The sequence below is a fragment of the Serratia sp. NA_13 genome (assembly GCF_052691735.1).
This window is the reverse complement of the sequence record NZ_JBQZFV010000002.1, coordinates 349,254-371,876: the sequence shown is the minus strand read 5'-3', so window position 1 is coordinate 371,876 and position 22,623 is coordinate 349,254. Positions and strand designations below refer to the sequence as shown.

At 56.7% G+C, this 22,623-nt stretch carries 20 protein-coding genes and 1 pseudogene; 6 read left to right on the top strand and 15 right to left on the bottom strand.

Annotated features, from left to right (window positions below):
• Positions 1-31 precede the first annotated feature (31 nt).
• The 11 genes from pcp to ACUTSU_RS05250 all read right to left on the bottom strand — a co-directional run bounded on the left by pcp (position 32) and on the right by ACUTSU_RS05250 (position 9,584).
• A complete protein-coding gene (gene pcp, locus ACUTSU_RS05300) occupies positions 32-676 on the bottom strand; it encodes a pyroglutamyl-peptidase I (protein ID WP_445649834.1) in 645 nt (214 codons plus the stop codon).
• A gap of 9 nt (positions 677-685) precedes the next feature.
• Positions 686-1,705, bottom strand: coding sequence for a DUF979 domain-containing protein (locus ACUTSU_RS05295; protein WP_445653848.1), 1,020 nt, complete (start codon positions 1,703-1,705; stop codon positions 686-688).
• Positions 1,702-2,433, bottom strand: a complete 732-nt coding sequence (locus tag ACUTSU_RS05290; RefSeq protein WP_012005694.1) for a DUF969 domain-containing protein — start codon at positions 2,431-2,433, stop codon at positions 1,702-1,704. Before ACUTSU_RS05290 ends, ACUTSU_RS05295 begins: the two co-directional genes overlap by 4 nt.
• A gap of 177 nt (positions 2,434-2,610) precedes the next feature.
• Positions 2,611-3,348, bottom strand: a complete 738-nt coding sequence (gene pxpA, locus ACUTSU_RS05285; protein WP_445649832.1) for a 5-oxoprolinase subunit PxpA — start codon at positions 3,346-3,348, stop codon at positions 2,611-2,613.
• Entirely contained in the window at positions 3,338-4,270 is a 933-nt protein-coding gene (gene pxpC / locus ACUTSU_RS05280) for a 5-oxoprolinase subunit PxpC (protein WP_445649831.1), read from the bottom strand. The genes pxpA and pxpC overlap by 11 nt, the downstream gene beginning before the upstream one ends.
• Positions 4,264-4,920: a 5-oxoprolinase subunit PxpB gene (gene pxpB, locus ACUTSU_RS05275; protein ID WP_445649830.1), complete on the bottom strand. Its 657-nt coding sequence runs from the start codon at positions 4,918-4,920 to the stop codon at positions 4,264-4,266. Before pxpB ends, pxpC begins: the two co-directional genes overlap by 7 nt.
• Positions 4,921-5,072: 152 nt before the next feature.
• Positions 5,073-5,816, bottom strand: a complete 744-nt coding sequence (locus tag ACUTSU_RS05270; RefSeq protein ID WP_445649829.1) for a type 2 GTP cyclohydrolase I — start codon at positions 5,814-5,816, stop codon at positions 5,073-5,075.
• Positions 5,817-5,833: 17 nt separating this feature from the next.
• Positions 5,834-6,814, bottom strand: coding sequence for an MBL fold metallo-hydrolase (locus ACUTSU_RS05265; protein ID WP_445653847.1), 981 nt, complete (start codon positions 6,812-6,814; stop codon positions 5,834-5,836).
• A 21-nt stretch (positions 6,815-6,835) separates the two neighbouring features.
• A complete protein-coding gene (phrB, locus tag ACUTSU_RS05260; protein ID WP_445653846.1) occupies positions 6,836-8,266 on the bottom strand; it encodes a deoxyribodipyrimidine photo-lyase in 1,431 nt (476 codons plus the stop codon).
• A gap of 15 nt (positions 8,267-8,281) precedes the next feature.
• The gene (locus ACUTSU_RS05255; protein WP_445653845.1) at positions 8,282-9,235 is read right to left on the bottom strand and encodes a YbgA family protein; all 954 of its coding nucleotides are present in this window, start codon (positions 9,233-9,235) and stop codon (positions 8,282-8,284) included.
• 142 nt (positions 9,236-9,377) lie between these two features.
• Positions 9,378-9,584: a YbfA family protein gene (locus ACUTSU_RS05250; protein ID WP_012005686.1), complete on the bottom strand. Its 207-nt coding sequence runs from the start codon at positions 9,582-9,584 to the stop codon at positions 9,378-9,380.
• A gap of 446 nt (positions 9,585-10,030) precedes the next feature.
• Here ACUTSU_RS05250 and ACUTSU_RS05245 point away from each other — a divergent pair, with 446 nt between their 5' ends.
• The 6 genes from ACUTSU_RS05245 (at position 10,031) to kdpE (ending at position 17,971) form a co-directional block, all read left to right on the top strand.
• Entirely contained in the window at positions 10,031-10,120 is a 90-nt protein-coding gene (locus tag ACUTSU_RS05245) for a K(+)-transporting ATPase subunit F (protein WP_004949718.1), read from the top strand.
• Positions 10,120-11,808, top strand: a complete 1,689-nt coding sequence (kdpA, locus tag ACUTSU_RS05240) for a potassium-transporting ATPase subunit KdpA (RefSeq protein WP_445653844.1) — start codon at positions 10,120-10,122, stop codon at positions 11,806-11,808. Before ACUTSU_RS05245 ends, kdpA begins: the two co-directional genes overlap by 1 nt.
• Before the next feature lie 26 nt (positions 11,809-11,834).
• Positions 11,835-13,904 (top strand): potassium-transporting ATPase subunit KdpB, encoded by a 2,070-nt coding sequence (gene kdpB / locus ACUTSU_RS05235; RefSeq protein ID WP_445649824.1) that lies wholly within the window; start codon positions 11,835-11,837, stop codon positions 13,902-13,904.
• A gap of 19 nt (positions 13,905-13,923) precedes the next feature.
• A complete protein-coding gene (gene kdpC, locus ACUTSU_RS05230) occupies positions 13,924-14,493 on the top strand; it encodes a potassium-transporting ATPase subunit KdpC (protein WP_445649823.1) in 570 nt (189 codons plus the stop codon).
• A 76-nt stretch (positions 14,494-14,569) separates the two neighbouring features.
• Positions 14,570-17,263, top strand: coding sequence for a two-component system sensor histidine kinase KdpD (kdpD, locus tag ACUTSU_RS05225; protein WP_445653843.1), 2,694 nt, complete (start codon positions 14,570-14,572; stop codon positions 17,261-17,263).
• Positions 17,264-17,281: 18 nt separating this feature from the next.
• Positions 17,282-17,971 (top strand): two-component system response regulator KdpE, encoded by a 690-nt coding sequence (kdpE, locus tag ACUTSU_RS05220; protein WP_445649821.1) that lies wholly within the window; start codon positions 17,282-17,284, stop codon positions 17,969-17,971.
• A 52-nt stretch (positions 17,972-18,023) separates the two neighbouring features.
• Here kdpE and ACUTSU_RS05215 read toward each other — a convergent pair whose 3' ends face one another.
• The 4 genes and pseudogenes from ACUTSU_RS05215 to ACUTSU_RS05200 form a co-directional block, all read right to left on the bottom strand.
• A complete protein-coding gene (locus ACUTSU_RS05215) occupies positions 18,024-19,121 on the bottom strand; it encodes a 3-oxoacyl-[acyl-carrier-protein] synthase III C-terminal domain-containing protein (protein WP_445653842.1) in 1,098 nt (365 codons plus the stop codon).
• Positions 19,122-19,128: 7 nt separating this feature from the next.
• Positions 19,129-21,201 (bottom strand): annotated as a pseudogene (gene scpA / locus ACUTSU_RS05210) (methylmalonyl-CoA mutase); the annotation flags it as partial.
• A 456-nt stretch (positions 21,202-21,657) separates the two neighbouring features.
• Positions 21,658-21,957, bottom strand: coding sequence for a DUF3861 domain-containing protein (locus tag ACUTSU_RS05205; protein ID WP_445653841.1), 300 nt, complete (start codon positions 21,955-21,957; stop codon positions 21,658-21,660).
• Positions 21,957-22,607, bottom strand: coding sequence for a PadR family transcriptional regulator (locus ACUTSU_RS05200; RefSeq protein ID WP_445653840.1), 651 nt, complete (start codon positions 22,605-22,607; stop codon positions 21,957-21,959). The genes ACUTSU_RS05205 and ACUTSU_RS05200 overlap by 1 nt, the downstream gene beginning before the upstream one ends.
• Positions 22,608-22,623: the final 16 nt, after the last annotated feature.

Sequence of the window (22,623 nt, the reverse complement as noted above, 5' to 3'; positions counted from 1 at the left end):
GCAGCAGGCCGCACCGGGGGGATAACTGCAATTAATGCGTCGCGCCGCCGACCACCTTCAGGTCATGTTCAACCTGTAACGCAATGGAAATGGCCAGTTCCAGGGCGAACAATACCGTGGTCGCCGCCATGCTCGGTGCGCCAGGGTGTGCGGCAGCCTGTTCCGGCAGATAAGGAATATGAATAAACCCGCCCTTGATCGCCTGCTGACTGTTTAAACGGTGCAACAGACCGTACATCACATGGTTGCAGACATAGGTGCCGGCCGTTTGCGATACCGAGGCGGGAATACCCGCTTCACGCATCGAGTCGACGATGGCCTTGATCGGTAGCGTGCTGAAATAGGCCGCCGGTCCGCTTTCAACGATAGGCTCGTCGATCGGTTGCTGCCCCTGATTATCAGGGATTCGGGCATCATCAACGTTGATCGCCACCCGTTCGAGGGTGATGTCGGTACGTCCACCGGCCTGGCCGATAGCCAACACCATCACCGGCTGCACTTCATCAATCGCCACATTCAGTGCTTCCAGCGCTGCGCCAAACACACAAGGCAGTTGGCGGGCAATAATACGCGCACCGGCCAGTTCCATATCATTGAGTTGCTTTACCACTTCCCACGAAGGATTAACGCGTTCGCCGCCAAAGGGCTCAAAGCCCGTGATCAATACCTTTTGCATGCGTTCTCCTTACAGGAACATCAGGAAATAAAGCAGGAATACGTTGACCAGTAGCAGCAGCACCCCTGTCGGGATCTGTGCCTTGATAACCGCATTCTTGTCCGGCAATTCCAGCAACGCCGCCGGTACAATATTAAAGTTAGCAGCCATTGGCGTCATCAGCGTGCCGCAATAGCCGGAAAACATGCCGATGGCCGCCATCACCGCCGGATTGCCGCCGTGCTGCAGCACCAAGATCGGGATACCGATACCGGCGGTGACGATCGGGAAAGCCGCAAAGGCGTTACCCATGATCATGGTCAACAGCGCCATGCCGATGGCGTAAACCGCCACTGCGATAAAGCGGTTATCTACCGCCAGATACTCCTGGGTGAGATGAGAAATGGCCGTGCCAACGCCGGCAGTGGTAAACAGCAGGCCCAGCGTGGCGAGGATTTGCGGCAAAATAAACGCCCAGCCGATGGAGTCCAGCAGGCGACGTGCTTCCTGAATTGGTTGTAGCGCTTTTTCGTGGGTCATTTTCACCGCGATAACCAGGCCAAGCACACAGCCGACGGTCATCGAGAACAGAGTAATCAGGGTGGCGTGGTTGCCGCTGCCGAAGACCGCGGTTTGCAGCGCCGGAATATTATTGAACAACAGCACGCCCGCCACCGTTACCACCGGGATCGCCAGCGCCGGAATAAACAGTCGGTTGCCCAGGCGTTTTGCGCTCTCTTCGCGCTGCTGCGGGGTACGTTGGTGATAGCTGCCCAGACGCACACCGCCGAAACCTGCGATTAAAGCCATGATCACCACCACTACACCGACGATGATATGCAGCATGCGTTTCTCATTGCTGCCCTCACCCAGCACGTCCCCCAACAGACTATAGGTCCAGTCACCGACCAGGAAAATCAGGCCGTACAATGCCCAGAACAGGCCCGTGGTGACGCGGCGCGGGTTGGCGCGATCGCGGAAAGACATCACCGCGACGAGCAACAGCACCACGCCCGCCAGCCAGTAGAGATATTGTTGTTGGAAAATCATTGGGCATCTCCTTTGGCCTGCAGCGCCGCCTGGTTGAGCTGCGAAAGTTCGGCGCTGAGCTGTTTATCCATCCGGTAAAGCCGGAACGCATGGATCAGGAAGGCAAAGATAGCGGTAGGAATGCCCCACAAGGCGATATGCAGCGGCTCGGTCTGGATGCCGCCGGATTCCAGCATAAAGTTGTGCATAAAGATGATTGCGCCAAAGGCGACAAAAATATCTTCGCCAAAGAACAACCCGACGTTATCCGTGGCGGCAGACATGGCCCGCAGGCGGTGGCGCGTACGCTCCGGCAGCTCACCGTAACGGTTTTCCGCTGCCCCTTCGGCCATCGGTGCCAGCAGTGGGCGCACCATTTGCGGGTGCCCCCCCAGGCTGGTCAGCCCCATGGCGGCGGTAATTTCACGCACAAACAGATAGACGATCAACAAGCGTCCGGCGGTGGCGCTTTTGATCTTGGCGATCCACGCCTGTGCGCGTTCTTTCAGCCCGTGACGTTCCAGCAGGCCGATCACCGCCAGTGGCAACAGCAGGATCAGCGGCAGGTTACGGGTATTGAGGAAGCCCTCACCCAGTTTTTCCAGGATCGTATCCAGCGGCATCAGCGCTGCCAGCCCGGTGATAATGCCGGCGGCAATCACCACCAGCACTGGGTTGAAGCGTAAAACAAACCCAACCACGATGGCGGCGATGCCAATCAGTGGCCAGAGGTTAACGGCCTGTTCCATTATATCTCCCTTTTACCCTTCGCCTTTCAAGCCGCAGCGTTGTTACCTGCACTAGTCCACCCCAGTTACTTACTAAAGTAAGCGCCTGGGAATGAGCGAGCTGGGCGCCTAGCTGCAACTCGAAATTCATTGGGTAATATTGTGTTGTGTGTTTGTGTTGTATGTATTTAATTATTTTTATTCTGCGTTGACGCTGATGCCTTCCAGGGCAAAACGTTCGCGTAGCCTACGCGCATATTCCAGCGCGTGCTCACCGTCGCCGTGCAGGCAGACGGTTTCGGCCTGCACCGCGGCCCAGGTGCCGTTCAGGGTGCGAACCCGATGATGACGCACCATTTCCAGCGTTTGCGCCAGGGCCAGTTCGTCGCTGGTAATCAGCGCCCCCGGCTGGCCACGCGGTACCAATGTGCCATCGGCCTGATAGCCGCGATCGGCAAACACTTCCTGCCGTGTTACCAATCCTTGTTCTTCACCGGCACGGATCAGCTCACTGCCAGCCAGCCCTACCAGCCGCAGCGTCGGATCGACCGCTTTAACCGCCCGGGCGATGGCCTGCGCCAGTTCCGGCTCCACAGCCGCCTGGTTGTAAAGCATGCCGTGTGGCTTGACGTGAACCATCACTCCGCCTTCGGCACGGGCAATCGCAGCCAGCGCACCAAGCTGATAGACCACTTGGGCATATACCGTTTCCGCAGGTAGTTGCATCCGGGTACGGCCAAAGTTCTCGCGATCGGGAAAACTCGGGTGCGCACCAATAGCTACGCCGTACTGCAGTGCCCAACGCACCGATTGACGCATGGTTTGCGCATCCCCGGCATGAAAACCGCAGGCAATATTGGCCGAGCTGACCAGTTGCAGCAGCGCCTGATCGTTGGCGCAGCCCTCACCGAGATCGGCATTTAAATCAACGATCATCTAACCCCCAGGCAATCTGTTGGATAAAGTGCTCCTGTTCGACCCGGGCACGTTGTGCCTCGGCCAAAGTACAGGGAACAAAGTGGATGGCCTCCCCCAGACGGATCTGCGCCAAATGGTAGAGATCGGCCTCGATCACGCAGGCAATACGCGGGTAACCACCGGTAGTCTGCGCATCGGCCATCAACACGATCGGCTGGCCGTTATGCGGTACCTGTACGACTCCCGGTAACAGACCATGCGATAGCATTTCGCGGTCAGTGGTGCGGCTTAACGCATAGCTGCCATGCAGACGATACCCCATGCGGTTACTCTGCGGGCTCAGTTGCCAGGCGGTGCGCCAGAAAGCCTCTTTCGCCTCTTCGCTGAATTCATCATATTCCGGCCCCGGCAACGCACGGATGCGGTTGTTGAACAGCGGTTGCTTCACACCAAAACTCTGCTTTGGCAATGAATGGGTTTGCCCCAGCGGCAGGCTGTCGCCATCTCGCAAGTTGCGCCCTTCCAGCCCACCAAAAGCAGCTTTATTATCGGTGCTGCGCGAACCGAGTATTTCCGCTACCGCAATGCCTCCGCTGATCGCCAGATAGGTGCGCATACCGCGTTTTGGCGTTTTCAGTATCAGCTGTTGGCCCGCATTGACCGGGTAGCGCCAGCCAGTCCACAGTGGTTTGCCATCGAGTTGCGCATCGCAACCGGCACCGGTCAGAGCGATCCAACCTGACTGAGTAAATTCGGCACTAAATTGCCCCAGAGTGATTTCCAGCCCGGCGGCATTGGCAGCATTGCCCACCAGTAGATTGGCGATCCTCAGCGCAGGTTCGTCGAGCACCCCGCCCTGGCTGACGCCCAAACGACGGAAACCGTTACGGCCGAGATCCTGCACCGTGGTGTAAATGCCCGCACGCAAGATCTTCAGCATACGCCCTCCTTCTGTGGCACAAACCGCACGCTATCGCCGGGGCGCAGCAAGGTTGGCGGCATTTCATAAGGATTAAAAAGCGCCAAAGGAGTACGGCCAATCAACTGCCAGCCACCGGGGGTGACCAACGGATAAATCCCGGTCTGGCTGCCCCCGATGCCAACTGAGCCTGCCGCCACCGACAAGCGCGGTTCGGCACGGCGCGGCACCGCCAACTTTTCCGACATTCCGCCCAGGTAAGAAAAGCCGGGCTGAAAACCGAGGAAATAGACCACATAGGCCGCTGAGGAGTGGCATTCCACTACCTGCTTCGGCGTCATACCGGTGTGGCGTGCCACTTCGTTCAGATCCGGACCGTCCTTACCGCCATAGATCACCGGAATATCCACCTGGCGCGATTCAGGCACCAGGATTTCCTTACTGTCCCAGCCCTGTTGCAACAGCGTCAGCATTTGTTCTGCGTCGGCCTGCGGCGTATGCAGCAGCAAGGTCAAATTGTTCATACCCGGTATCACTTCACGCACATCGGGATGATGATTAAGTTTTTCGGCCAGCGCCCAGATCCGCTGCTGGCTCGGCAGCGTCACCGGTGGCGACAGTTCAAGCACCACCGCTCTTTCACCTAACAGGTAACATCGTGCTCGTTGCACCCTTTTCTCCTTATTATTATCGCGATGAAAACACAACAGTTATGCGCGACAGCGCTCTGGCTGTCAATAGAATAACCTTTTATAAAATAAGGGATTAGGCTATTAAAAGGATTCAGCCACGGTAAACACCGGGCTGGATCCTGGGGGGATAATCAGGCGGGGTTGGGGATATCGATAAAGGTCACGTCAAAGCCATAGTGTTGGGTCAGCCATTCACCGAGCGCCTTAACGCCACCGCGTTCAGTGGCATGGTGACCGGCGGCAAAGAAGTGAATACCCATCTCGCGCGCGCTGTGAATGGTTTGCTCAGAAACTTCACCGCTGATAAAGGCATCAACGCCAAAGCGTGCGGCGCTGTCGATAAAGCCCTGACCGCCGCCGGTGCACCAGGCTACACGGCGGATATGCGCCGGTGCGTTATCGCCGCAGTGCAGCACGGCACGGCCCAGACGACTTTCGATGCGCTGTTGCAATTCAATACCGGTCAATGGCTGCTCAAATTCACCGTGCGGCACCAGCGGCTCCACTTCGCCAATCACCCGGATCCCGAGTAAATGTGCCAACTGTGCGTTGTTGCCCAGCACCGGATGCGCGTCCAGCGGCAGATGATAAGCGTACAGGTTGATGTCGTTACTCAGCAGCGTTTTCAGCCGGTTACGCTTCATGCCGCGCACCGAGGGCGCTTCGTTTTTCCAGAAATAACCGTGATGCACCACAATGGCGTCCGCCTGATGTGCCACTGCCGCATCCAGCAGCGCCTGACAGGCGGTCACGCCGGTGACGATACGCTGCACGTGTGCTCTCCCTTCCACCTGCAGGCCATTCGGCCCGTAATCCTGAAACGCAGCGGTATTCAGTTCTGTGTTGATCAACTGTTCCAGATCGAGGTTACGCATAGAGTTCTCTCTTCAATTCAAAATGTCTGCCGGTCGCCCTGTTCCATCAGGATATATTTTACGCCCAGGCTGTTACCCTGTTCCAACTGCTGTTTGATGGTCGCGCGCACGTCTTCGCCCTGCTTCAGGCTGGGCTTGATATGGCTGATCACCACCGGGAAATCTTTCAGCGAGTCTTCGCCGCCGCTGTACTGAGTCAGATTTTTCAACTCTTTTTGCAGCCACGCCGGCGTCAGGTGGCCATACAGGTTTTTATCTTCCACCTCATTGGGATAGGAAGTTTCGATAATCATCCCTTTCAGCTTTTTCTGCTCAATCAGCGCCCCCAGCGCACGCCAGACGCTATCAAGATTGCGCGACTGCTCAAGCGTATCCGCTCCGGTATCACCAAAATAGGCGAAAGATCCGCTTCGATCGGACACCAGCAACATCGAAGAAGGGTAACGGTCATGACTGAGCGGATACATCACGCCACTCAAACCGGTCATACCCAGAGTCACGCGCTGCTGTGGCCGCACCGTTTGCAGCCGGTAAGTCCCCAGTCGCGAACCGTTGCCGGAATCAGTGAAGTTAGGCCAGGCCTTCCAGTTAAAATAATGATTACGCAGGGTGAGAATCGTATCGACCTGGGCATAGATATTCTTTTTACCGTCTTCCGGCGAACCGATAATCAGCCCCGCCACGTGGTCCAGATGACCATGGCTGATAAAGTAAGCGCCGATTAACTGGCGGAATATATAGCCCTGCGGGGTATAAGGCGCAGCCAGTTCAGGGGTAACCTGCGGGAAACTGCCCTTTTCCAGCCCTTTGGCGATCCCCGGTAGCAGTGAGCCAGCATCCAGCGCCAGATACTGCGGCTGGTTGTCGCTGCGGATCAGGTAGGAGGTCAGATTGCCGTCGCTGACGCCGCCGTCCACGCCCAGGGCCACCACGTCAAAACCGGCCTGCGCCAGGGCGCAATAGCCGCTCAGGCACAGGGCCAGCACCTTTTTCATCATTTTTCGCTCCTTGCTGTTGCCTTAATATTCCCCGCGCTTCGCCGCTTCAAAGGCGGCCAGTGTCTCCAGCCGCACCTGCTTGTGGTCGACAATCGGCAACGGATAATCCAGCACGCGCTGCTGTTGTTCCGCCCAGCGATGGGGTTGATGAATAGCATTGTCCGGTACATCCGCCAGTTCGGGCAACCATTTACGGATAAAAGTGCCTTGCGGATCAAAACGTTCGCCCTGGGTGATCGGGTTAAAGATGCGGAAGTACGGCGCAGCATCGGTGCCGGTTGAGGCCGCCCACTGCCAGCCGCCATTATTGGCTGCCAGATCGCCGTCCAATAGCTGTGACATGAAATAGCTTTCACCGGCACGCCAGTCGATCAACAAGTCTTTCACCAGAAAGCTGGCGCTGATCATGCGTAATCGGTTGTGCATCCAGCCGGTGGAATTCAACTGGCGCATGGCAGCATCGACAATCGGATAACCGGTCGCGCCCTGCTGCCAGGCCTGCAAAAGTTCTTGGTTATTCCGCCAGAGTACCCTATCCGTCCATTCGATAAAGGGACGGTGCTTACATAACGCGGGATAGGCCACCATCAAATGCCGATAAAACTCGCGCCAGATCAGCTCATTGAGCCAGCCAAAGGCACCGCTGTCCTGGTTTTCCAGCAGCTGCGGACATTCAGCTCGCAGGCGGTTAAAACATTGGCGCGGTGACAACACGCCAATCGCCAGATAAGGCGACAGGCTGCTGGTCCCTGCAATGGCGGGCAGATCCCGCTGTTGAAGGTAATCCTGCACCAGCTCACGGCAAAAGCTGCGTAGCCGCTGTAGCGCCGCTTCTTCTCCGGCGGGGAAATCCTCGTTCGACTCTGCCGGCGGATAATCAAATGCCTCTGGGGTAGCGGCTACCGGTAATGCGCCGCCTACCCGTGGTTTGGGCGCAGGCAAGGATTGAGCGTCGGATTCAGTCAGACGCTGGATAAAGGCTTTACGAAACGGCGTGTAGATTTTGTACATTTCGCCACCGCCGGTTTGCACGCTACCCGGCGGTAACAGCAGGCTGTCATCAAAGCTCTGGCAAATCACCTGCCCGGACAAACGCTGTTCCAGCCGTTGGTCGCGCTGGCGTTCATTGATTTCGTACTGGCGATTGTAAAACAGCGTATCCACCCGCTGCTGCGCGCAATACGCCGTCAGCCAGTCAACCGAGGCGGCAAAATCATCACACTGGTGGTAGCCAAGCGGAATGCCCCGTTCGGCAAGAGCCTGCTGCACCTGCAGCAGGTTGGCATGGATAAATGCAGCCTGACGGGGGGCCATTTCATGCTGTCGCCATTGTTGCGGGGTGGCGATAAACACCGCCAACACGCGGGCTTCGGGATCGCTGCAGGCGGCGTGTAACGCTTTGTTGTCGGTAATACGCAGATCGTTACGCAACCAGACCAGATGCGTGACCATAAAACTCCTTGTCAATTAATGGCCATAACGCAGGCGCAACGCCTCAGGATAGGGCTCGAAATAACGTTGATCGGCCAGATAGCGATCGGGGTATTCGGCCATGTAATGTTTGAGCAGCGTAATCGGCGCCAGCAGCGGCTGCACGCCCTGCCGATAGCGGTCGATCAACTGCGCCAGCTCCTGACGTTGTGTGGAACTCAGGTGACTGCGAAAATAACCCTGAACGTGCATCAGCACGTTGGTGTGGTTGCGGCGCGTCGCCTTGTGCGCCAAAAGTTTCATCAGGCGGCTGCGGTATTCAATCGCGAACGCCTCCAGCGACGCCCATTTATCCACGTCCGCCACAAAGCGCCCCAGCTCGCGGTATTCCGGCTGTGAGTGCGCCAGCAGCGACAGCTTATAACGGCTGTGGAAGGCGATCAGCCCACCACGAGTCACCCCCTTGCGCCACAGCATGTTCAACTCATACAAGGCATAAACCCGTTCGACAAAGTTTTCCCGCAGCGTAGCGTCATTCAGGCGTCCGTCCTCTTCCACCGGCAGCCAGGGCATTTGGCGCTGCAGTTCGGCGGTGAACAGCCCGACGCCGCTTTTACGCGCGCCTTCACCGCTCTCATCGTACAGCCGCACCCGTTCCATACCGCAGCTTGGCGAATTGGCGCAGACAATGTAGCCGCACAGATGCTGCAAAGCAGCAATCCGCTGGGTGGAAAACTGCTGCATCTGGTCGGTCACATCGATACTGTCGTCGTTGCTGTAACGCAGCGCGATATGATGTTGTTTTTTGATCAACCGCAGCGCCGGGCGCGGGGTCGACAAACCAATCGCCATTTCCGGGCAAATCGCCTCAAACCGCACATAGGGCGCCAGTTGTTCCACCGCGAAGGCCAGCCGTTTATGGCCACCGTCAAAACGCACCTTTTCACCTAACAGGCAGGCACTGATCCCGACCGGGATTTTGTCACTCATATTGGGCTCCCGCAGCGTTGGATGATGTAAAAGTGTAGAGGAATTTCCCTCTCAGGACGAACCTTACCAACACAATGACCGCCCCGCGCCCATAAAAAAACCCCCGCTGCGAAGCGAGGGTTTCAGGGGACAGCGGCAACGATCAGTAAAAATCGCAGGCCGCCAGTTCCGCCTGCTGCAGCCAGACCGGTTTATCGCTGGTTTTAGACCAGACGCGGTGCAAATAGCTGTAAAAACGAGCACGGTCACTGCGGAAAAGCATTACCGGTAAAGCCAACACACCTGCCAGGATCACTGCGCTGCGACGCAGGAGAATCCGATGCAATGAATAAGCTGGGTAGATAGACATGCGAACCTCCTTAAAAACGCCCGGCTGTTGATTTGTCTTGCAAACAGCACTGGCGTAAACCATTAAAACGGGATGATTTGGTAACTGGACAAAATTTTAGCGCAATTGATGAAAGTTTACTACTCATCCGACCACTAAACTGGTCAAAAAATCGCAAATAAATACCCCATTACGTAATTTTGTTACGTCAATGTTAATAACTAACTAACCATTAGTTACATTATGGATATTTATCACCTGTTTATACCCGTAGCGTCTTTGCCGATGACCAAGCCCTGCCCCAAACGCGCCCCCCGCTCACCCCGCCCTCATTAAAAAGTCATTTTTTGTTGTAATTTCAGCCATTTTTATACTTTTTTTACACCGGTCGTCGCTATTTTTTCATCTTCTTTCTACCGCCCTCCCTACACTCGCCATATCAAAAACTACACCTCTGGAGGTGTCCTGTGAGTATCAGCGTTATTGGTGGTGCGCTGTTGGTCCTGCTGCTGTTGGGCTATCTGGTTTATGCCCTGTTCAATGCGGAGGATTTCTGATGGCAGCTTCAGCCTTTTTATTGATTGCCAGCTTCATGCTGGTGCTTTTGCTGCTGGCCCGGCCGTTAGGCAGTTTCCTGGCGCGCCTGACCGAAGGTGAACCTTTACCCGCTCTGCGTCGGGTGGAGGCCGCCGTCTGGCGCGGCTGTGGCATTACCAGCGCTGAAATGAACTGGTGGCAGTATGCGCTGGCGATCTTGTGGTTCAACCTGCTCGGGCTGGTGCTGCTGTTCGCGTTGCTGATGGCGCAAGGCTCACTGCCGCTAAACCCACAGGGCTTCTCTGGTCTGTCGTGGGATCTGGCGTTCAATACCGCCGTCAGTTTCGTCACCAACACCAACTGGCAAGCCTACAGCGGTGAAAGCACCCTCAGCTACCTTAGCCAAATGGCCGGGCTGGCAGTGCAGAACTTCCTGTCTGCCGCTACCGGTATCGCCGTGGCCTTTGCGTTGATCCGCGCCTTCACCCGCCGTTCCAGCGCCACCATTGGTAATGCCTGGATCGATATGTTCCGCATAACGCTGTACGTGTTGCTGCCGATCTCGCTGCTGATCGCGCTGTTCTTCGTCAGCCAAGGCACGCTGCAAAACTTCCTGCCTTACCTGCATATCAGCACGCTGGAAGGCGCGCAGCAGACGCTGCCGATGGGGCCGGTGGCCTCGCAGGAAGCGATCAAGATGCTCGGCACCAACGGCGGCGGCTTCTTCGGCGTCAACTCGGCTCATCCGTTCGAAAACCCGACCGTGCTGACCAACTTTGTGCAGATGTTGGCGATCTTTCTGATCCCTTGCGCGTTGTGTTTTGCTTTCGGTCAGGTTGCCGGTGAAAACCGCCAGGGCCATGCGCTGATCTGGGCGATGTCACTGATCTTCATCGTGGCCGTGGTGGTGGTGATGTTCGCCGAACTGGCGGGTAACCCGCATCTGAGCGAGTTGGGCAGTGCCAGCAACATTAATATGGAAGGCAAGGAGTCGCGCTTTGGCATTCTTGCCACCAGCATGTTCTCGGTGGTCACCACCGCAGCGTCCTGTGGGGCAGTCAACGCCATGCATGACTCCTTCACCGCACTGGGCGGCATGGTGCCGATGTGGCTGATGCAGATTGGTGAAGTGGTGTTCGGCGGCGTCGGTTCCGGCCTGTACGGCATGCTGCTGTTCGTGCTGCTGACGGTGTTTATCGCCGGGCTGATGATCGGGCGTACCCCGGAATATCTGGGTAAAAAAATTGACGTCTATGACATGAAAATGACCGCGCTGGCGATCCTGGTCACGCCGACCCTGGTGCTGCTGGGCAGCGCACTGGCCATCTCTACCGACGTAGGTCGCGCCGGCATTCTTAACCCGGGCGCGCACGGTTTCAGCGAAGTGCTGTATGCCCTGTCCTCCGCCGCCAATAACAACGGCAGCGCCTTTGGGGGGCTGAGCGTCAACACGCCGTTCTACAACCTGCTGCTGGCCTTTGCCATGTTCGTCGGCCGCTTCGGGGTGATCCTGCCAGTATTGGCGATCGCCGGTTCATTGTGCGCCAAGAAACGCCAGCCGGCTGGCAACGGCACCCTGCCAACCTACGGGCCGCTGTTTATCGGCCTGCTGGTCGGTACCGTGCTGCTGGTGGGCGCATTGACCTTCGTACCGGCGCTGGCGCTGGGACCGGTGGCCGAACATTTGCAACTTTGGCTGGCCAAATAACAGAGCTCATAGAGAGAGATTAAGAGATGACTCGCAAACAACGTGCGCTGTTTGAACCGGCACTGGTCCGTACCGCGCTGATCGATGCGCTGAAAAAGCTGGATCCACGCACCCAGTGGCGTAACCCGGTGATGTTCGTGGTGTATATCGGCAGCATCCTGACTACGGCCATCTGGCTGGCGATCCTCGCCGGACAGACCGACGGCAGCGCGGCTTTTACCGGCAGCATCGCGCTGTGGCTGTGGTTCACCGTGCTGTTCGCCAACTTTGCCGAAGCGCTGGCCGAGGGGCGCAGCAAAGCTCAGGCGGAAAGCCTGAAAGGCACCAAGAAAACCAGTTGGGCGAAGAAACTGGCCACGCCACGCCGCGAAGGTGCCACCGAGAAAGTGTCCGCCGAAAGCCTGCGCAAAGGTGACATCGTACTGGTGGAAGCCGGCGATACCATTCCCTGCGACGGCGAAGTGCTGGAAGGCGGCGCATCGGTGGATGAAAGCGCCATTACCGGTGAATCCGCCCCGGTGATCCGTGAATCCGGCGGTGACTTCTCATCGGTCACCGGCGGTACCCGCGTGCTGTCCGACTGGCTGGTGGTTCAGTGCAGCGTCAATCCGGGCGAAACCTTCCTTGACCGGATGATTGCCATGGTTGAAGGCGCAAAACGCCGTAAAACCCCGAACGAGGTGGCGCTGACCATTCTGTTGGTAGCGCTGACCCTGGTGTTCGTGCTGGCGACCGCCACGCTATTCCCGTTCTCGCAATACAGCGTCGACGCCGCCAACGGCGGTTCGGTGGTCAGTATCACCGTATTGGTGGCCCTGCTGGTCTGTCTGATCCCTACCACCATCGGCGGTCTGCTGTCTGCCATCGGCGTGGCCGGGATGAGCCGGATGCTGGGTGCCAACGTCATCGCCACCAGTGGCCGTGCGGTTGAAGCCGCCGGGGACGTGGATGTGCTGCTGCTAGATAAAACCGGCACAATCACACTGGGTAACCGTCAGGCCTCCGAATTTCTGCCGGCGCCGGGAGTGAAAGAACAGGACCTGGCTGACGCCGCGCAGCTGTCTTCACTGGCGGATGAAACGCCGGAAGGCCGCAGCATTGTGGTGCTGGCCAAACAGCGCTTTAACCTGCGTGAGCGTGACCTGCAGGCGCTGAACGCTACTTTCGTGCCCTTCTCTGCACAGACGCGCATGAGCGGCGTCAACGTGCAGGACCGCATGATCCGTAAGGGCGCAGTAGATGCCATTCGCCGTCACGTGGAGTCCAATCAGGGCCACTTCCCGCAGGCGGTAGATAACCTGGTGGCCAGCGTGGCACGCACCGGCGGTACGCCGTTGGTAGTGGCCGAAGGGCCACGCGTGCTGGGGGTGGTAGCGCTGAAGGATATCGTCAAGGGCGGTATCAAAGAACGCTTTGTCGAGCTGCGTAAAATGGGCATCAAAACGGTGATGATCACCGGCGATAACCCACTGACCGCTGCCGCCATCGCCGCCGAAGCCGGGGTGGACGACTTCCTGTCGGAAGCGACGCCGGAAGCCAAGCTGGCGTTGATTCGCCAATATCAGGCGGAAGGCCGCCTGGTGGCAATGACCGGCGACGGCACCAACGACGCCCCGGCGCTGGCACAGGCCGACGTGGCGGTGGCGATGAACTCAGGGACTCAGGCCGCCAAAGAAGCGGGCAACATGGTCGATCTGGACTCCAACCCGACCAAGCTGATTGAAGTGGTGCATATCGGCAAACAGATGCTGATGACCCGCGGTTCGCTGACCACTTTCAGTATTGCCAACGACGTGGCCAAGTATTTCGCCATCATCCCGGCGGCGTTCGCGGCAACCTATCCGCAGTTGAACGCGCTGAACGTGATGCATCTGCACTCCCCCGCTTCCGCCATTATGTCGGCGGTTATATTCAATGCCCTGGTGATCGTGTTCCTGATCCCGCTGGCGCTGAAAGGGGTGAGTTACAAGCCAATGAGCGCCGCTGCGCTGCTGCGTCGTAACCTGTGGCTTTATGGCGTGGGCGGTCTGCTGGTGCCCTTTGTTGGTATCAAGCTGATCGACCTGCTCCTGGTCGCGCTGCATATCGCCGGTTAATCATTAAGAGGAAATGAAAATGTCTTATTTACGACCTTCGCTGGTGATGTTGTTCCTGCTGACGTTGATTACCGGTATCGCCTACCCGCTGTTGACCACCGGACTATCGCAGTTGTTGTTCTCCGGCGCGGCCAACGGCTCGCTGCTGTACCGGGACGACAAAGTGGTGGGATCAGCGTTAATCGGCCAAAACTTTACCAAACCCGAGTATTTCTGGGGTCGCCCTTCTGCCACCGCGGATTCGGCCTATAATGCCATGGCGTCTGCCGGCAGCAATCAGGCCGCCACCAACCCGGCGCTGGATAAAGCCATTGCCGAGCGTGCGGCACAGCTGCACCAGGCTAATCCAGCGATGAAAGGCCCGATCCCGGTCGATCTGCTGACCGCATCCGGTAGTGGCCTGGATCCGCAGATTTCCCTCGCGGCGGCACAGTATCAACTGGCCCGGGTGGCTGCGGCGCGCCAATTGGCACCGGAGCAAATCGCCAAACTGATTGATGAAAGCACTGATCAAGCCACCCCCAACTTTATGGGTGAGTCGGTGGTAAACGTGCTGAAATTGAATCTGGCACTCGACGCGTTGAAATAATGCCTCGCGTGTTAAAAGATAAGTGACGGGTTCGGCGTGCCGGACCCGCTTTACGTTGCTGCAAAAAGGAACTCCGATGGTGGAAGAGGAACAACAGCGCCCCGACCCTGACAGCCTGCTGGCGCTGGCCAATGAAAAGCCCCGTGGCCGCCTGAAGGTGTTCTTCGGCGCCTGCGCCGGGGTAGGCAAAACCTACGCCATGCTACAGGAAGCCCAGCGGCTGCGTGCCCAAGGGCTGAACGTGCTGGTCGGCGTGGTGGAAACCCATGGCCGCAGCGAAACCGCCGCGCTGCTGGGCGGGCTGGATTTGCTGGCGCAAAAGCGCATTCAGTATCGCGGCAGAATGGTGCAGGAGTTTGATCTCGACGCCGCACTGGCTCGCCACCCGGCATTGATCCTGATGGATGAACTGGCGCACAGCAATGCCCATGGCTCACGCCATCCGAAGCGCTGGCAGGATGTCGAAGAGCTGCTGGATGCCGGTATCGACGTGTTGACCACCGTCAACGTACAACATCTGGAAAGCCTGAACGACGTGGTTGGCGGTGTGACCGGAGTGCGGGTACGTGAAACAATGCCCGATCACGTGTTCGACGAAGCCACCGAGGTGGTGCTGGTTGACCTGCCACCGGACGATCTGCGCCAGCGTCTGAATGAAGGCAAAGTGTATATTCCCGGTCAGGCCGAACGTGCCATCGAGCACTTTTTCCGTAAGGGCAATCTGATTGCCCTGCGCGAACTGGCACTGCGCCGCACCGCCGATCGGGTCGATGACCAGATGCGCGCCTTCCGGGATACCCAGGGCCGCGAACGCGTGTGGCACACCCGTGACAGTATCCTGCTATGCGTCGGCCATAACAGCGGCAACGAAAAGTTGGTGCGTATCGCCGCCCGGCTGGCGGCCCGGCTGGGTTGCCACTGGCACGCAGTCTATGTCGAAACGCCCAAGCTGCACCGTTTACCAGAGAGCCAGCGCCGGGCAATTTTGCGAGCGCTGCGACTGGCGCAGGAGTTGGGGGCCGAAACCGCCACCCTGTCCGAACCTGATGAAGAACGCGCCGTCTTACGCTACGCCCGTGAGCACAACCTGGGAAAAATCATTATTGGCCGTCGCAGCGAACAACGCTGGAAACTGCGTGGCAGCTTTGCCGATCGCCTTGGCAAGTTGGGGCCGGACCTCGATCTGGTGATTGTCGCCTTGGAAAACGACAGCCTCCCGCAGCCAGGCAAAGAACATGACAGTCGAAACTTTAGCGAGAAATGGCGCATCCAACTGCGTGGCTGTGCCGTCGCCGTCGCACTCTGCGCCCTGATCACCCTGCTGTCCCAGTGGCTGCTGCCGGGCTTCGATCAGGCCAACCTGGTGATGGTCTACCTGCTTGGCGTGGCCATTGTTGCGCTGTTCTTTGGCCGTTGGCCGTCTGTGTTGGCGGCGGTGATCAACGTCGCCAGTTTTGACCTGTTTTTCGTCCAGCCCGAGTGGTCGTTTGCCGTCAGTGATATGCAATATCTGCTGACCTTTGGCGTCATGCTGATTGTCGGTATCACTATCGGTAACCTGACCGCCGGCGTACGTTATCAGGCGCGGGTGGCGCGCTATCGTGAGCAGCGGGCTCGTCATTTGTATGAGATCTCCCGTGGGCTGAGCCAGGCGCTGACCACCGAAGACATCGCCAAAACCAGCCGCCACTTCCTTTCCAGCAGCTTCCAGGCCAAAACCGTGCTGTTGCTGCCACAGGAAGACGGCAAACTACAGCAAATGGTCGGGGAAACCGGCGGCCTGCTGTCGGTGGATGAGGCTATTGCGCGCTGGAGTTTCGACAAAGGCATGCCAGCCGGAGCCGGTACCGATACCCTGCCCGGCGTGCCCTATCAGCTGTTGCCGTTAGCCACGTCGAAACAAACCTTTGGCCTGTTGGCCATCGAGCCCAGCAACCTGCGTCAGCTGATGGTGCCGGAGCAACAGCGGCTGCTACAGACCTTTGCGGTGTTGATTGCCAGCGCGCTGGAACGTTTGCATTTGGCGCGCAGCGCCGAGGAAGCCAAGTTGGACGCCGAACGCGAACAACTGCGCAACTCGCTGCTGGCGGCGCTGTCCCACGACTTGCGTACTCCGCTGACGGTGCTGTTCGGTCAGGCGGAAATTCTGACGCTCGATCTGGCGGCGGAAGGCTCCAACCATGCAACCCAGGCCAGTCAGATCCGCCAGCAGGTGTTGAGCACCACCCGGCTGGTGAACAACCTGCTGGATATGGCGCGCATCCAATCCGGTGGTTTTAATCTGCGTAAAGAGTGGCAATCGCTGGAGGAGATCGTTGGCGCATCGCTGCACATGCTGGAGCCGCTGATGGCCCAGCATCAAATCAAGGTTGAGCTTCCGGCGGAGCTGGTATTGGTTAATTGCGACGGTAGCCTGCTGGAGCGCGTGTTCACTAACCTTTTGGAAAATGCCAATAAATATGCCGGCTACGATGCTACTATCGGTATCCGTGCCCATACTCTGCCAGAGTGGCTGGAAGTCGAAGTCTGGGACGATGGTCCGGGCATTCCCGAAGGGAAATTACAGCTTATTTTCGATAAGTTTTCCCGCGGTAATAAAGAGTCGGCGATCCCCGGCGTGGGTTTGGGGTTAGCGATTTGCCGTGCCATCATTGAAGTGCACGGTGGCCGTATCTGGGCCGAAAACGGGGCCAACGGCGGTGCCCGTTTCCGCTTTGTGCTACCGCTGGAGAAACCGCCAGAAATAGACAGCGAAGCCTTTGATCTTTAATCAAGTCCCGGGAGTCTTGTGAGCAATACGCCAACCAATATTCTGATTGTTGAAGATGAGAAAGAGATCCGACGTTTCGTCCGTACCGCCCTGGAAAGTGAAGGCCTGCGGGTGTTTGAAAGCGAAACGCTGCAACGCGGGCTGATTGAAGCCGGTACGCGTAAGCCGGATCTGATTATTCTCGATTTGGGGTTGCCGGACGGCGACGGGCTTAACTATATTCGTGATTTACGCCAATGGAGCGCCATTCCGGTCATCGTGTTGTCGGCACGCAACGCTGAGGAAGACAAAATCGCCGCGCTCGACGCCGGGGCGGATGACTATCTCAGCAAGCCGTTTGGTATCGGTGAGCTGTTGGCACGCGTACGGGTCGCCTTACGCCGTCATTCCGGTAGCCTGCAAGAAAGTCCACTGGTCAGCTTCTCCGAAATCACCGTCGATCTGATCAACCGCCGGGTACTTCGTCAGGGTGAGGATTTGCATCTGACGCCGATAGAGTTCCGTTTGCTGGCCGAACTGCTGGCCAACTCCGGCAAGGTGATCACCCAACGTCAGCTATTAAGCCACGTCTGGGGGCCGAACTACGTCGAACACAGTCATTATCTGCGCATTTATATGGGTCACTTGCGACAAAAACTAGAGGCCGACCCGGCCCGGCCGAAACACTTGCTGACCGAGACCGGCGTCGGTTACCGCTTTGTACCTTGAGGTCAATGGGTGCCACATGTGGTTTAGCGAGCGGGACATGTGGCCAGATAGGTTATTCTATCCCAATAAGAAACGCGCCCCTTTCCGGCCCGGCGCCGACCACCAGCACGGCAATATCATCGCCCGAATGGAGTTTGTTCTCTTTCAAATCATCGTGAATAAGTTTTAGCGTACTCGGGATCACCAGGTTGCCATAACGCCGGGCGTGAGTACTGAATTTACCCTGCTCCACCTGCGTCTCATGACAGTATTGCTCAATATAGCTTTCGACCATATTAGGGCTAGCCTGATGGGTATAAATTCGCGCTACCTCATTGTAATAATTGCTATTATATTGAGCCAACCCCAGGTGATTCAATTTCATCCCTTTTGCATAGTAACGTTTGGTTTGATCACCCGCCATCGCATAGCAAGACAGTTCTTCATTACGCTCAACGCCGGGAGGATTCAATCCGCCGCCGCCGGGGTAATGAATGAGCGGATCTTCAAACCCCGCTTCATCACCGAAGGACAGTGAGTCCCGGCTATAAAGACTGTAGCCTTGCGCATCGTCATGCTGTCTTAATACGATCGCCGCTATGCCATCAGAAAATAGCGCCGGCGAAGCCCATAACGAATCGCGCAACGGGTGCACGCTGTTATAACGGTAAATGGGTGAAACCATGTACAGACTAGAGACTTCATACGTCACTACCAGGATATTTTTCGCCTGTAAACGGGCGGCTAAAGACAGCGCTCGCCCCATACCGGCACAGCCGGCAGCCAATTGTAATGGCGGAATGTGATCGGGAATTCCCAGCGCTCGCATCAGGCGAAAAGAGTCGTAATCCAGTTGAACCTCATACGGAGTACTGCTGGCTACCATCACGACGTCAATATCGTTCGGGCCAAGCCCCGCCGCCTGCATAGCCTCTTGCGCCACATTGACGACATGAGTGAAATCGCGAAATAAATCCGGATCCCAGCTTTTGGACTCCACGGGACCAATAATTTTTTGAATGTCCTTGCCAGTTAAGTATTGCCCCGGTTTTTTCCGGTGTGGGACTTTAAACATTTCCGCCCATTCGTCCATCGATACCACCTGGCCAATTAACGTAGAGATGCCCGCCAGTTTATATTTGAAGGTCTGCCCTTGTTGCTCACCGTTCATATACGCCTCACTTGATTTTTGGAGAATGAATTGCTGCGGAACTCTGTTGAGCAACCTGCTGGCGTTCGATGTGTTCCAGGATCCGATCGGCGCAGGTCAGCAATGTCGTACCGGGGCCAAAAATATCGGCCACACCGCAATCGAAGAGAAAGGGGTAATCGGCAACAGGCAGCACCCCGCCAACGAACACGGTGATATCCTCTCTTCCGGCCGCCGCCAGCACCGTCATTAATGCAGGAACCAGCGTTTTATGCCCTGCCACCAGCGATGAGACGCCAATAGCATGGCAGTGGCTTGCGCTGGCCTGTTGTACCACTTCCTCCGGGGTCTGGAATAATGCGCCCAGTACAACGTCAAAGCCCATGTCATGCAGACCGGCTGCCACCACCTTTGCCCCCCGATCGTGTCCGTCCTGCCCCATTTTTGCGATCAGCAATTTTGGCCGCTGGCCCAGTCGCAGGGTGAGCGCGCCAATCTGCGCTGTCACTCTTTGCCACTGCGGGTCGTGCCTGAGCTCCTCGCCATAAACATGAGTGACAAACTGCGGCTCCGCCTGATAACGCCCCCATACCTGCCCGAGCGCTGCGGTCACCTCACCGACCGTGGCCCGCAGACGCATTGCATCGACTGCTGCAGCCAATAAATTGCCATCGCTCTCGGCACAGCGCGTCAATGCCGCCAGCGCATGCGCGACCTGGGTATCATTGCGTTGCCGGCGCAGTGAGGCCAGCCGGGTTATTTGCTGAGCCCGCACTTTACTGTTGTCAATAAAGCGAACCTCAAGCGGCCGCTCTCCCGATAACTGATACTTATTAACGCCGACAATCACTATTTTGCCGGAATCAATCTGCGCCTGGGTAATGGCCGAACAATGTTCAATTTGTCGTTTTACCCAACCGTTTTCCAGAGCGACCAGCATTCCGCCCATGGCACTGATGTCGTTCATGATGTTTCGCGCCCCTTCCGCCATCTCCATCGTCAGCGTTTCCATCATGTAAGAGCCGGCCCAGGGATCGGCCACGTCACAGATGGCGGTTTCTTCCTGCAAAATGAGTTGGGTATTGCGGGCGAGCCTGGCGGAGTTATCGGTTGGCAACCCCATGGCTTCATCGAACGCGTTGGTGTGCAAAGACTGGGTGCCGCCGAAAATGGCAGCCATAGCTTCAATAGTGGTACGTACCACATTGTTCAGCGGATCTTGCTCCGTCAACGACCAGCCCGAAGTCTGGCAATGCGTACGCAGCAGCAATGAACTGGGCTTACTCGCACCAAATGACTGCATGATTTGGCACCATAGCAGGCGGGCGGCACGCAGCTTGGCGATGTTGGCATAGAACTGCATGCCCATGCCGAAAAAGAAACTCAGGCGGCCGGCAAAATCGTCGATTTTCAATCCGCGATCCAGAGCCGCCTGAATATAGGCTTTACCATTAGCCAACGTCAGGGCCAACTCCAGTACGTCAGGCGCACCGGCCTCTTGCATGTGGTAACCCGAAATAGACAAGGCGTTGAATTTCGGCATGTACTCAGCGGTGTAAGCGAGAATATCGGTGACAATACGCATTGAGGGTACGGGAGGATAAATATAGGTGTTACGAACCATAAACTCTTTCAAGATATCATTTTGCAGCGTTCCTTTAAGCTGTTCTGGTGCCACGCCGCTTTCTTCCGCGGCAACAATATAGGCTGCCATCACCGGCAAAACAGCGCCGTTCATCGTCATCGACACCGAAACCCTATCAAGCGGTATGCCGTCAAATAAGGCTTTCATATCCTCTACAGAATCAATGGCGACGCCAGCCTTGCCGACATCGCCCTCGACACGAGGATGATCCGAGTCATACCCACGGTGCGTAGCCAAATCAAAAGCCACAGAAATTCCCTGCATTCCCCCTGCCAATGCTTTACGGTAAAAAGCATTGGACTCTTGACTGGTAGAAAAACCAGCATATTGCCTTATGGTCCAGGGTTTTACCGTATACATAGTCGCATTCGGCCCACGAATATAAGGCGGTATTCCCGGCAAGGTATCCACATAGGGAAATGACGTGATATCCTCACGGCTATAAACCGCTTTTAGCGGAAAGTCATAATGATAACGGGAACTTTCCTCTATCGGCACATTAGAATAAACCGCGTAATCAAAACCATCGGATTTTTTATTACTGCTAACGTATGTTTTTCTCATCACTCCCCCCTTTAGTGATACAGCAGGCGCAGCACGACTCGGCGTGAATTCATTTTCGAATTCACACCTAAAAGCAATCCTTTGAATATCAATAAAATTTCTCACCATCAATATAATGGCGGTAAGGGGAAATGATGCTATTGTTAGCATTAAATTAATTAGGGCTATTATTACTTACTGTACTTAATTACTGCAGAAAAACTGGTTTTATGACGTTTCTAGTTATTAATAATCTTGAAATATTTATTAAAAAAATGGCAACCGCTTACTTTTATAAAATAACCAGAGTTAATGATAGTTGTCATTCTGTTAAATGCAAACCCAGTTCATGAGGCCTGTGCGACGCCCCTACGAATGTGACCCTTTCTTCAACCCCATCATAAATTCCTTGAACGCCTCGCGCAGCGGTGCGAACACCGGATGCTTGCGGTTCTCGATCATCACTTCCGAGAACAGCTTCAAGCCGACGGCAAAGGCTGCACTTTTATCTTCGCCAAAGTTCAGATCTTCACGCGCTTTGATACGCTCAACAATGCCGAGAATATCGTCGTGGTTTTCCACTTCAAAACTCAACGGCGCTTTATCCACCGGCTCACCCTGGCGATCGTTCAGGGCTTCAACGGTGATACGGAAACGGTGGCCTGGCATCAGTCGTTCTCCTGCGCTGTTGGGCGAATGTTCATTTCGCTTTCGATCGTCGCCACTGCGGTGAGCAACGCCTTATTGATGCGTTCAACCTGCTGGGGCGAGAGATCGGCGCGCATCACGTTACCGCGCAGCAAACTGCGCAGGCGGTTCATGGCTTCGGAGATACCCTCCGCCAGATTACCGTGATGATGATGGCTGCGGCCGGCCCCGGCTAAACGGGCAAGGATCAGATCTACGGTGGCCTGGTGCTTTTGCAGTTCACTCTGACCAAGCGCGGTGATTTGGTAGCTTTTACGGCCGTTACCGGTGGTGATCGGCTCAAGGAAATCTTGCTCTTCCAACAGCGTCAGGGTCGGATAAATAACACCCGGACTTGGCACGTACAAGCCGGAGGAAGCCTCGTCGATCGCCTTGATCAGCTCATAGCCGTGGCTCGGCTTGCGCGCCACCAGCGCCAGCAGCACCAACCGCAAATCGCCATGTTCAAACATGCGGTGACGCCCGCCACGGCCACCACGCCCACCGCGTCCATGTTCTTCGTCGTGCTCGCCGCCAAATTGGTGGCGCCCGCCGCGCCGACGATGTTCGAGCCCTTCTTCGCCGTCATGGTGGCAACCGGGCCGGCAGTGTAAACCTAATCGATGGTACATAGGGTTTTACCTCTCA

What these genes read in the sequence shown, in the direction of transcription:
- pcp (WP_445649834.1), bottom strand. Translation starts at nt 676, where the DNA reads ATGCAAAAGGTATTGATCACGGGCTTTGAGCCCTTTGGCGGCGAACGC.
- ACUTSU_RS05205 (WP_445653841.1), bottom strand. Translation starts at nt 21,957, where the DNA reads ATGCCAGGCCACCGTTTCCGTATCACCGTTGAAGCCCTGAACGATCGC.
- pxpC (WP_445649831.1), bottom strand. Translation starts at nt 4,270, where the DNA reads ATGCTGAAGATCTTGCGTGCGGGCATTTACACCACGGTGCAGGATCTC.
- ACUTSU_RS05290 (WP_012005694.1), bottom strand. Translation starts at nt 2,433, where the DNA reads ATGGAACAGGCCGTTAACCTCTGGCCACTGATTGGCATCGCCGCCATC.
- ACUTSU_RS05265 (WP_445653847.1), bottom strand. Translation starts at nt 6,814, where the DNA reads ATGATGAAAAAGGTGCTGGCCCTGTGCCTGAGCGGCTATTGCGCCCTG.
- pxpA (WP_445649832.1), bottom strand. Translation starts at nt 3,348, where the DNA reads ATGATCGTTGATTTAAATGCCGATCTCGGTGAGGGCTGCGCCAACGAT.
- ACUTSU_RS05250 (WP_012005686.1), bottom strand. Translation starts at nt 9,584, where the DNA reads ATGTCTATCTACCCAGCTTATTCATTGCATCGGATTCTCCTGCGTCGC.
- kdpA (WP_445653844.1), top strand. Translation starts at nt 10,120, where the DNA reads ATGGCAGCTTCAGCCTTTTTATTGATTGCCAGCTTCATGCTGGTGCTT.
- kdpC (WP_445649823.1), top strand. Translation starts at nt 13,924, where the DNA reads ATGTCTTATTTACGACCTTCGCTGGTGATGTTGTTCCTGCTGACGTTG.
- ACUTSU_RS05255 (WP_445653845.1), bottom strand. Translation starts at nt 9,235, where the DNA reads ATGAGTGACAAAATCCCGGTCGGGATCAGTGCCTGCCTGTTAGGTGAA.
- kdpD (WP_445653843.1), top strand. Translation starts at nt 14,570, where the DNA reads ATGGTGGAAGAGGAACAACAGCGCCCCGACCCTGACAGCCTGCTGGCG.
- ACUTSU_RS05215 (WP_445653842.1), bottom strand. Translation starts at nt 19,121, where the DNA reads ATGAACGGTGAGCAACAAGGGCAGACCTTCAAATATAAACTGGCGGGC.
- kdpB (WP_445649824.1), top strand. Translation starts at nt 11,835, where the DNA reads ATGACTCGCAAACAACGTGCGCTGTTTGAACCGGCACTGGTCCGTACC.
- ACUTSU_RS05270 (WP_445649829.1), bottom strand. Translation starts at nt 5,816, where the DNA reads ATGCGTAACCTCGATCTGGAACAGTTGATCAACACAGAACTGAATACC.
- ACUTSU_RS05200 (WP_445653840.1), bottom strand. Translation starts at nt 22,607, where the DNA reads ATGTACCATCGATTAGGTTTACACTGCCGGCCCGGTTGCCACCATGAC.
- phrB (WP_445653846.1), bottom strand. Translation starts at nt 8,266, where the DNA reads ATGGTCACGCATCTGGTCTGGTTGCGTAACGATCTGCGTATTACCGAC.
- ACUTSU_RS05295 (WP_445653848.1), bottom strand. Translation starts at nt 1,705, where the DNA reads ATGATTTTCCAACAACAATATCTCTACTGGCTGGCGGGCGTGGTGCTG.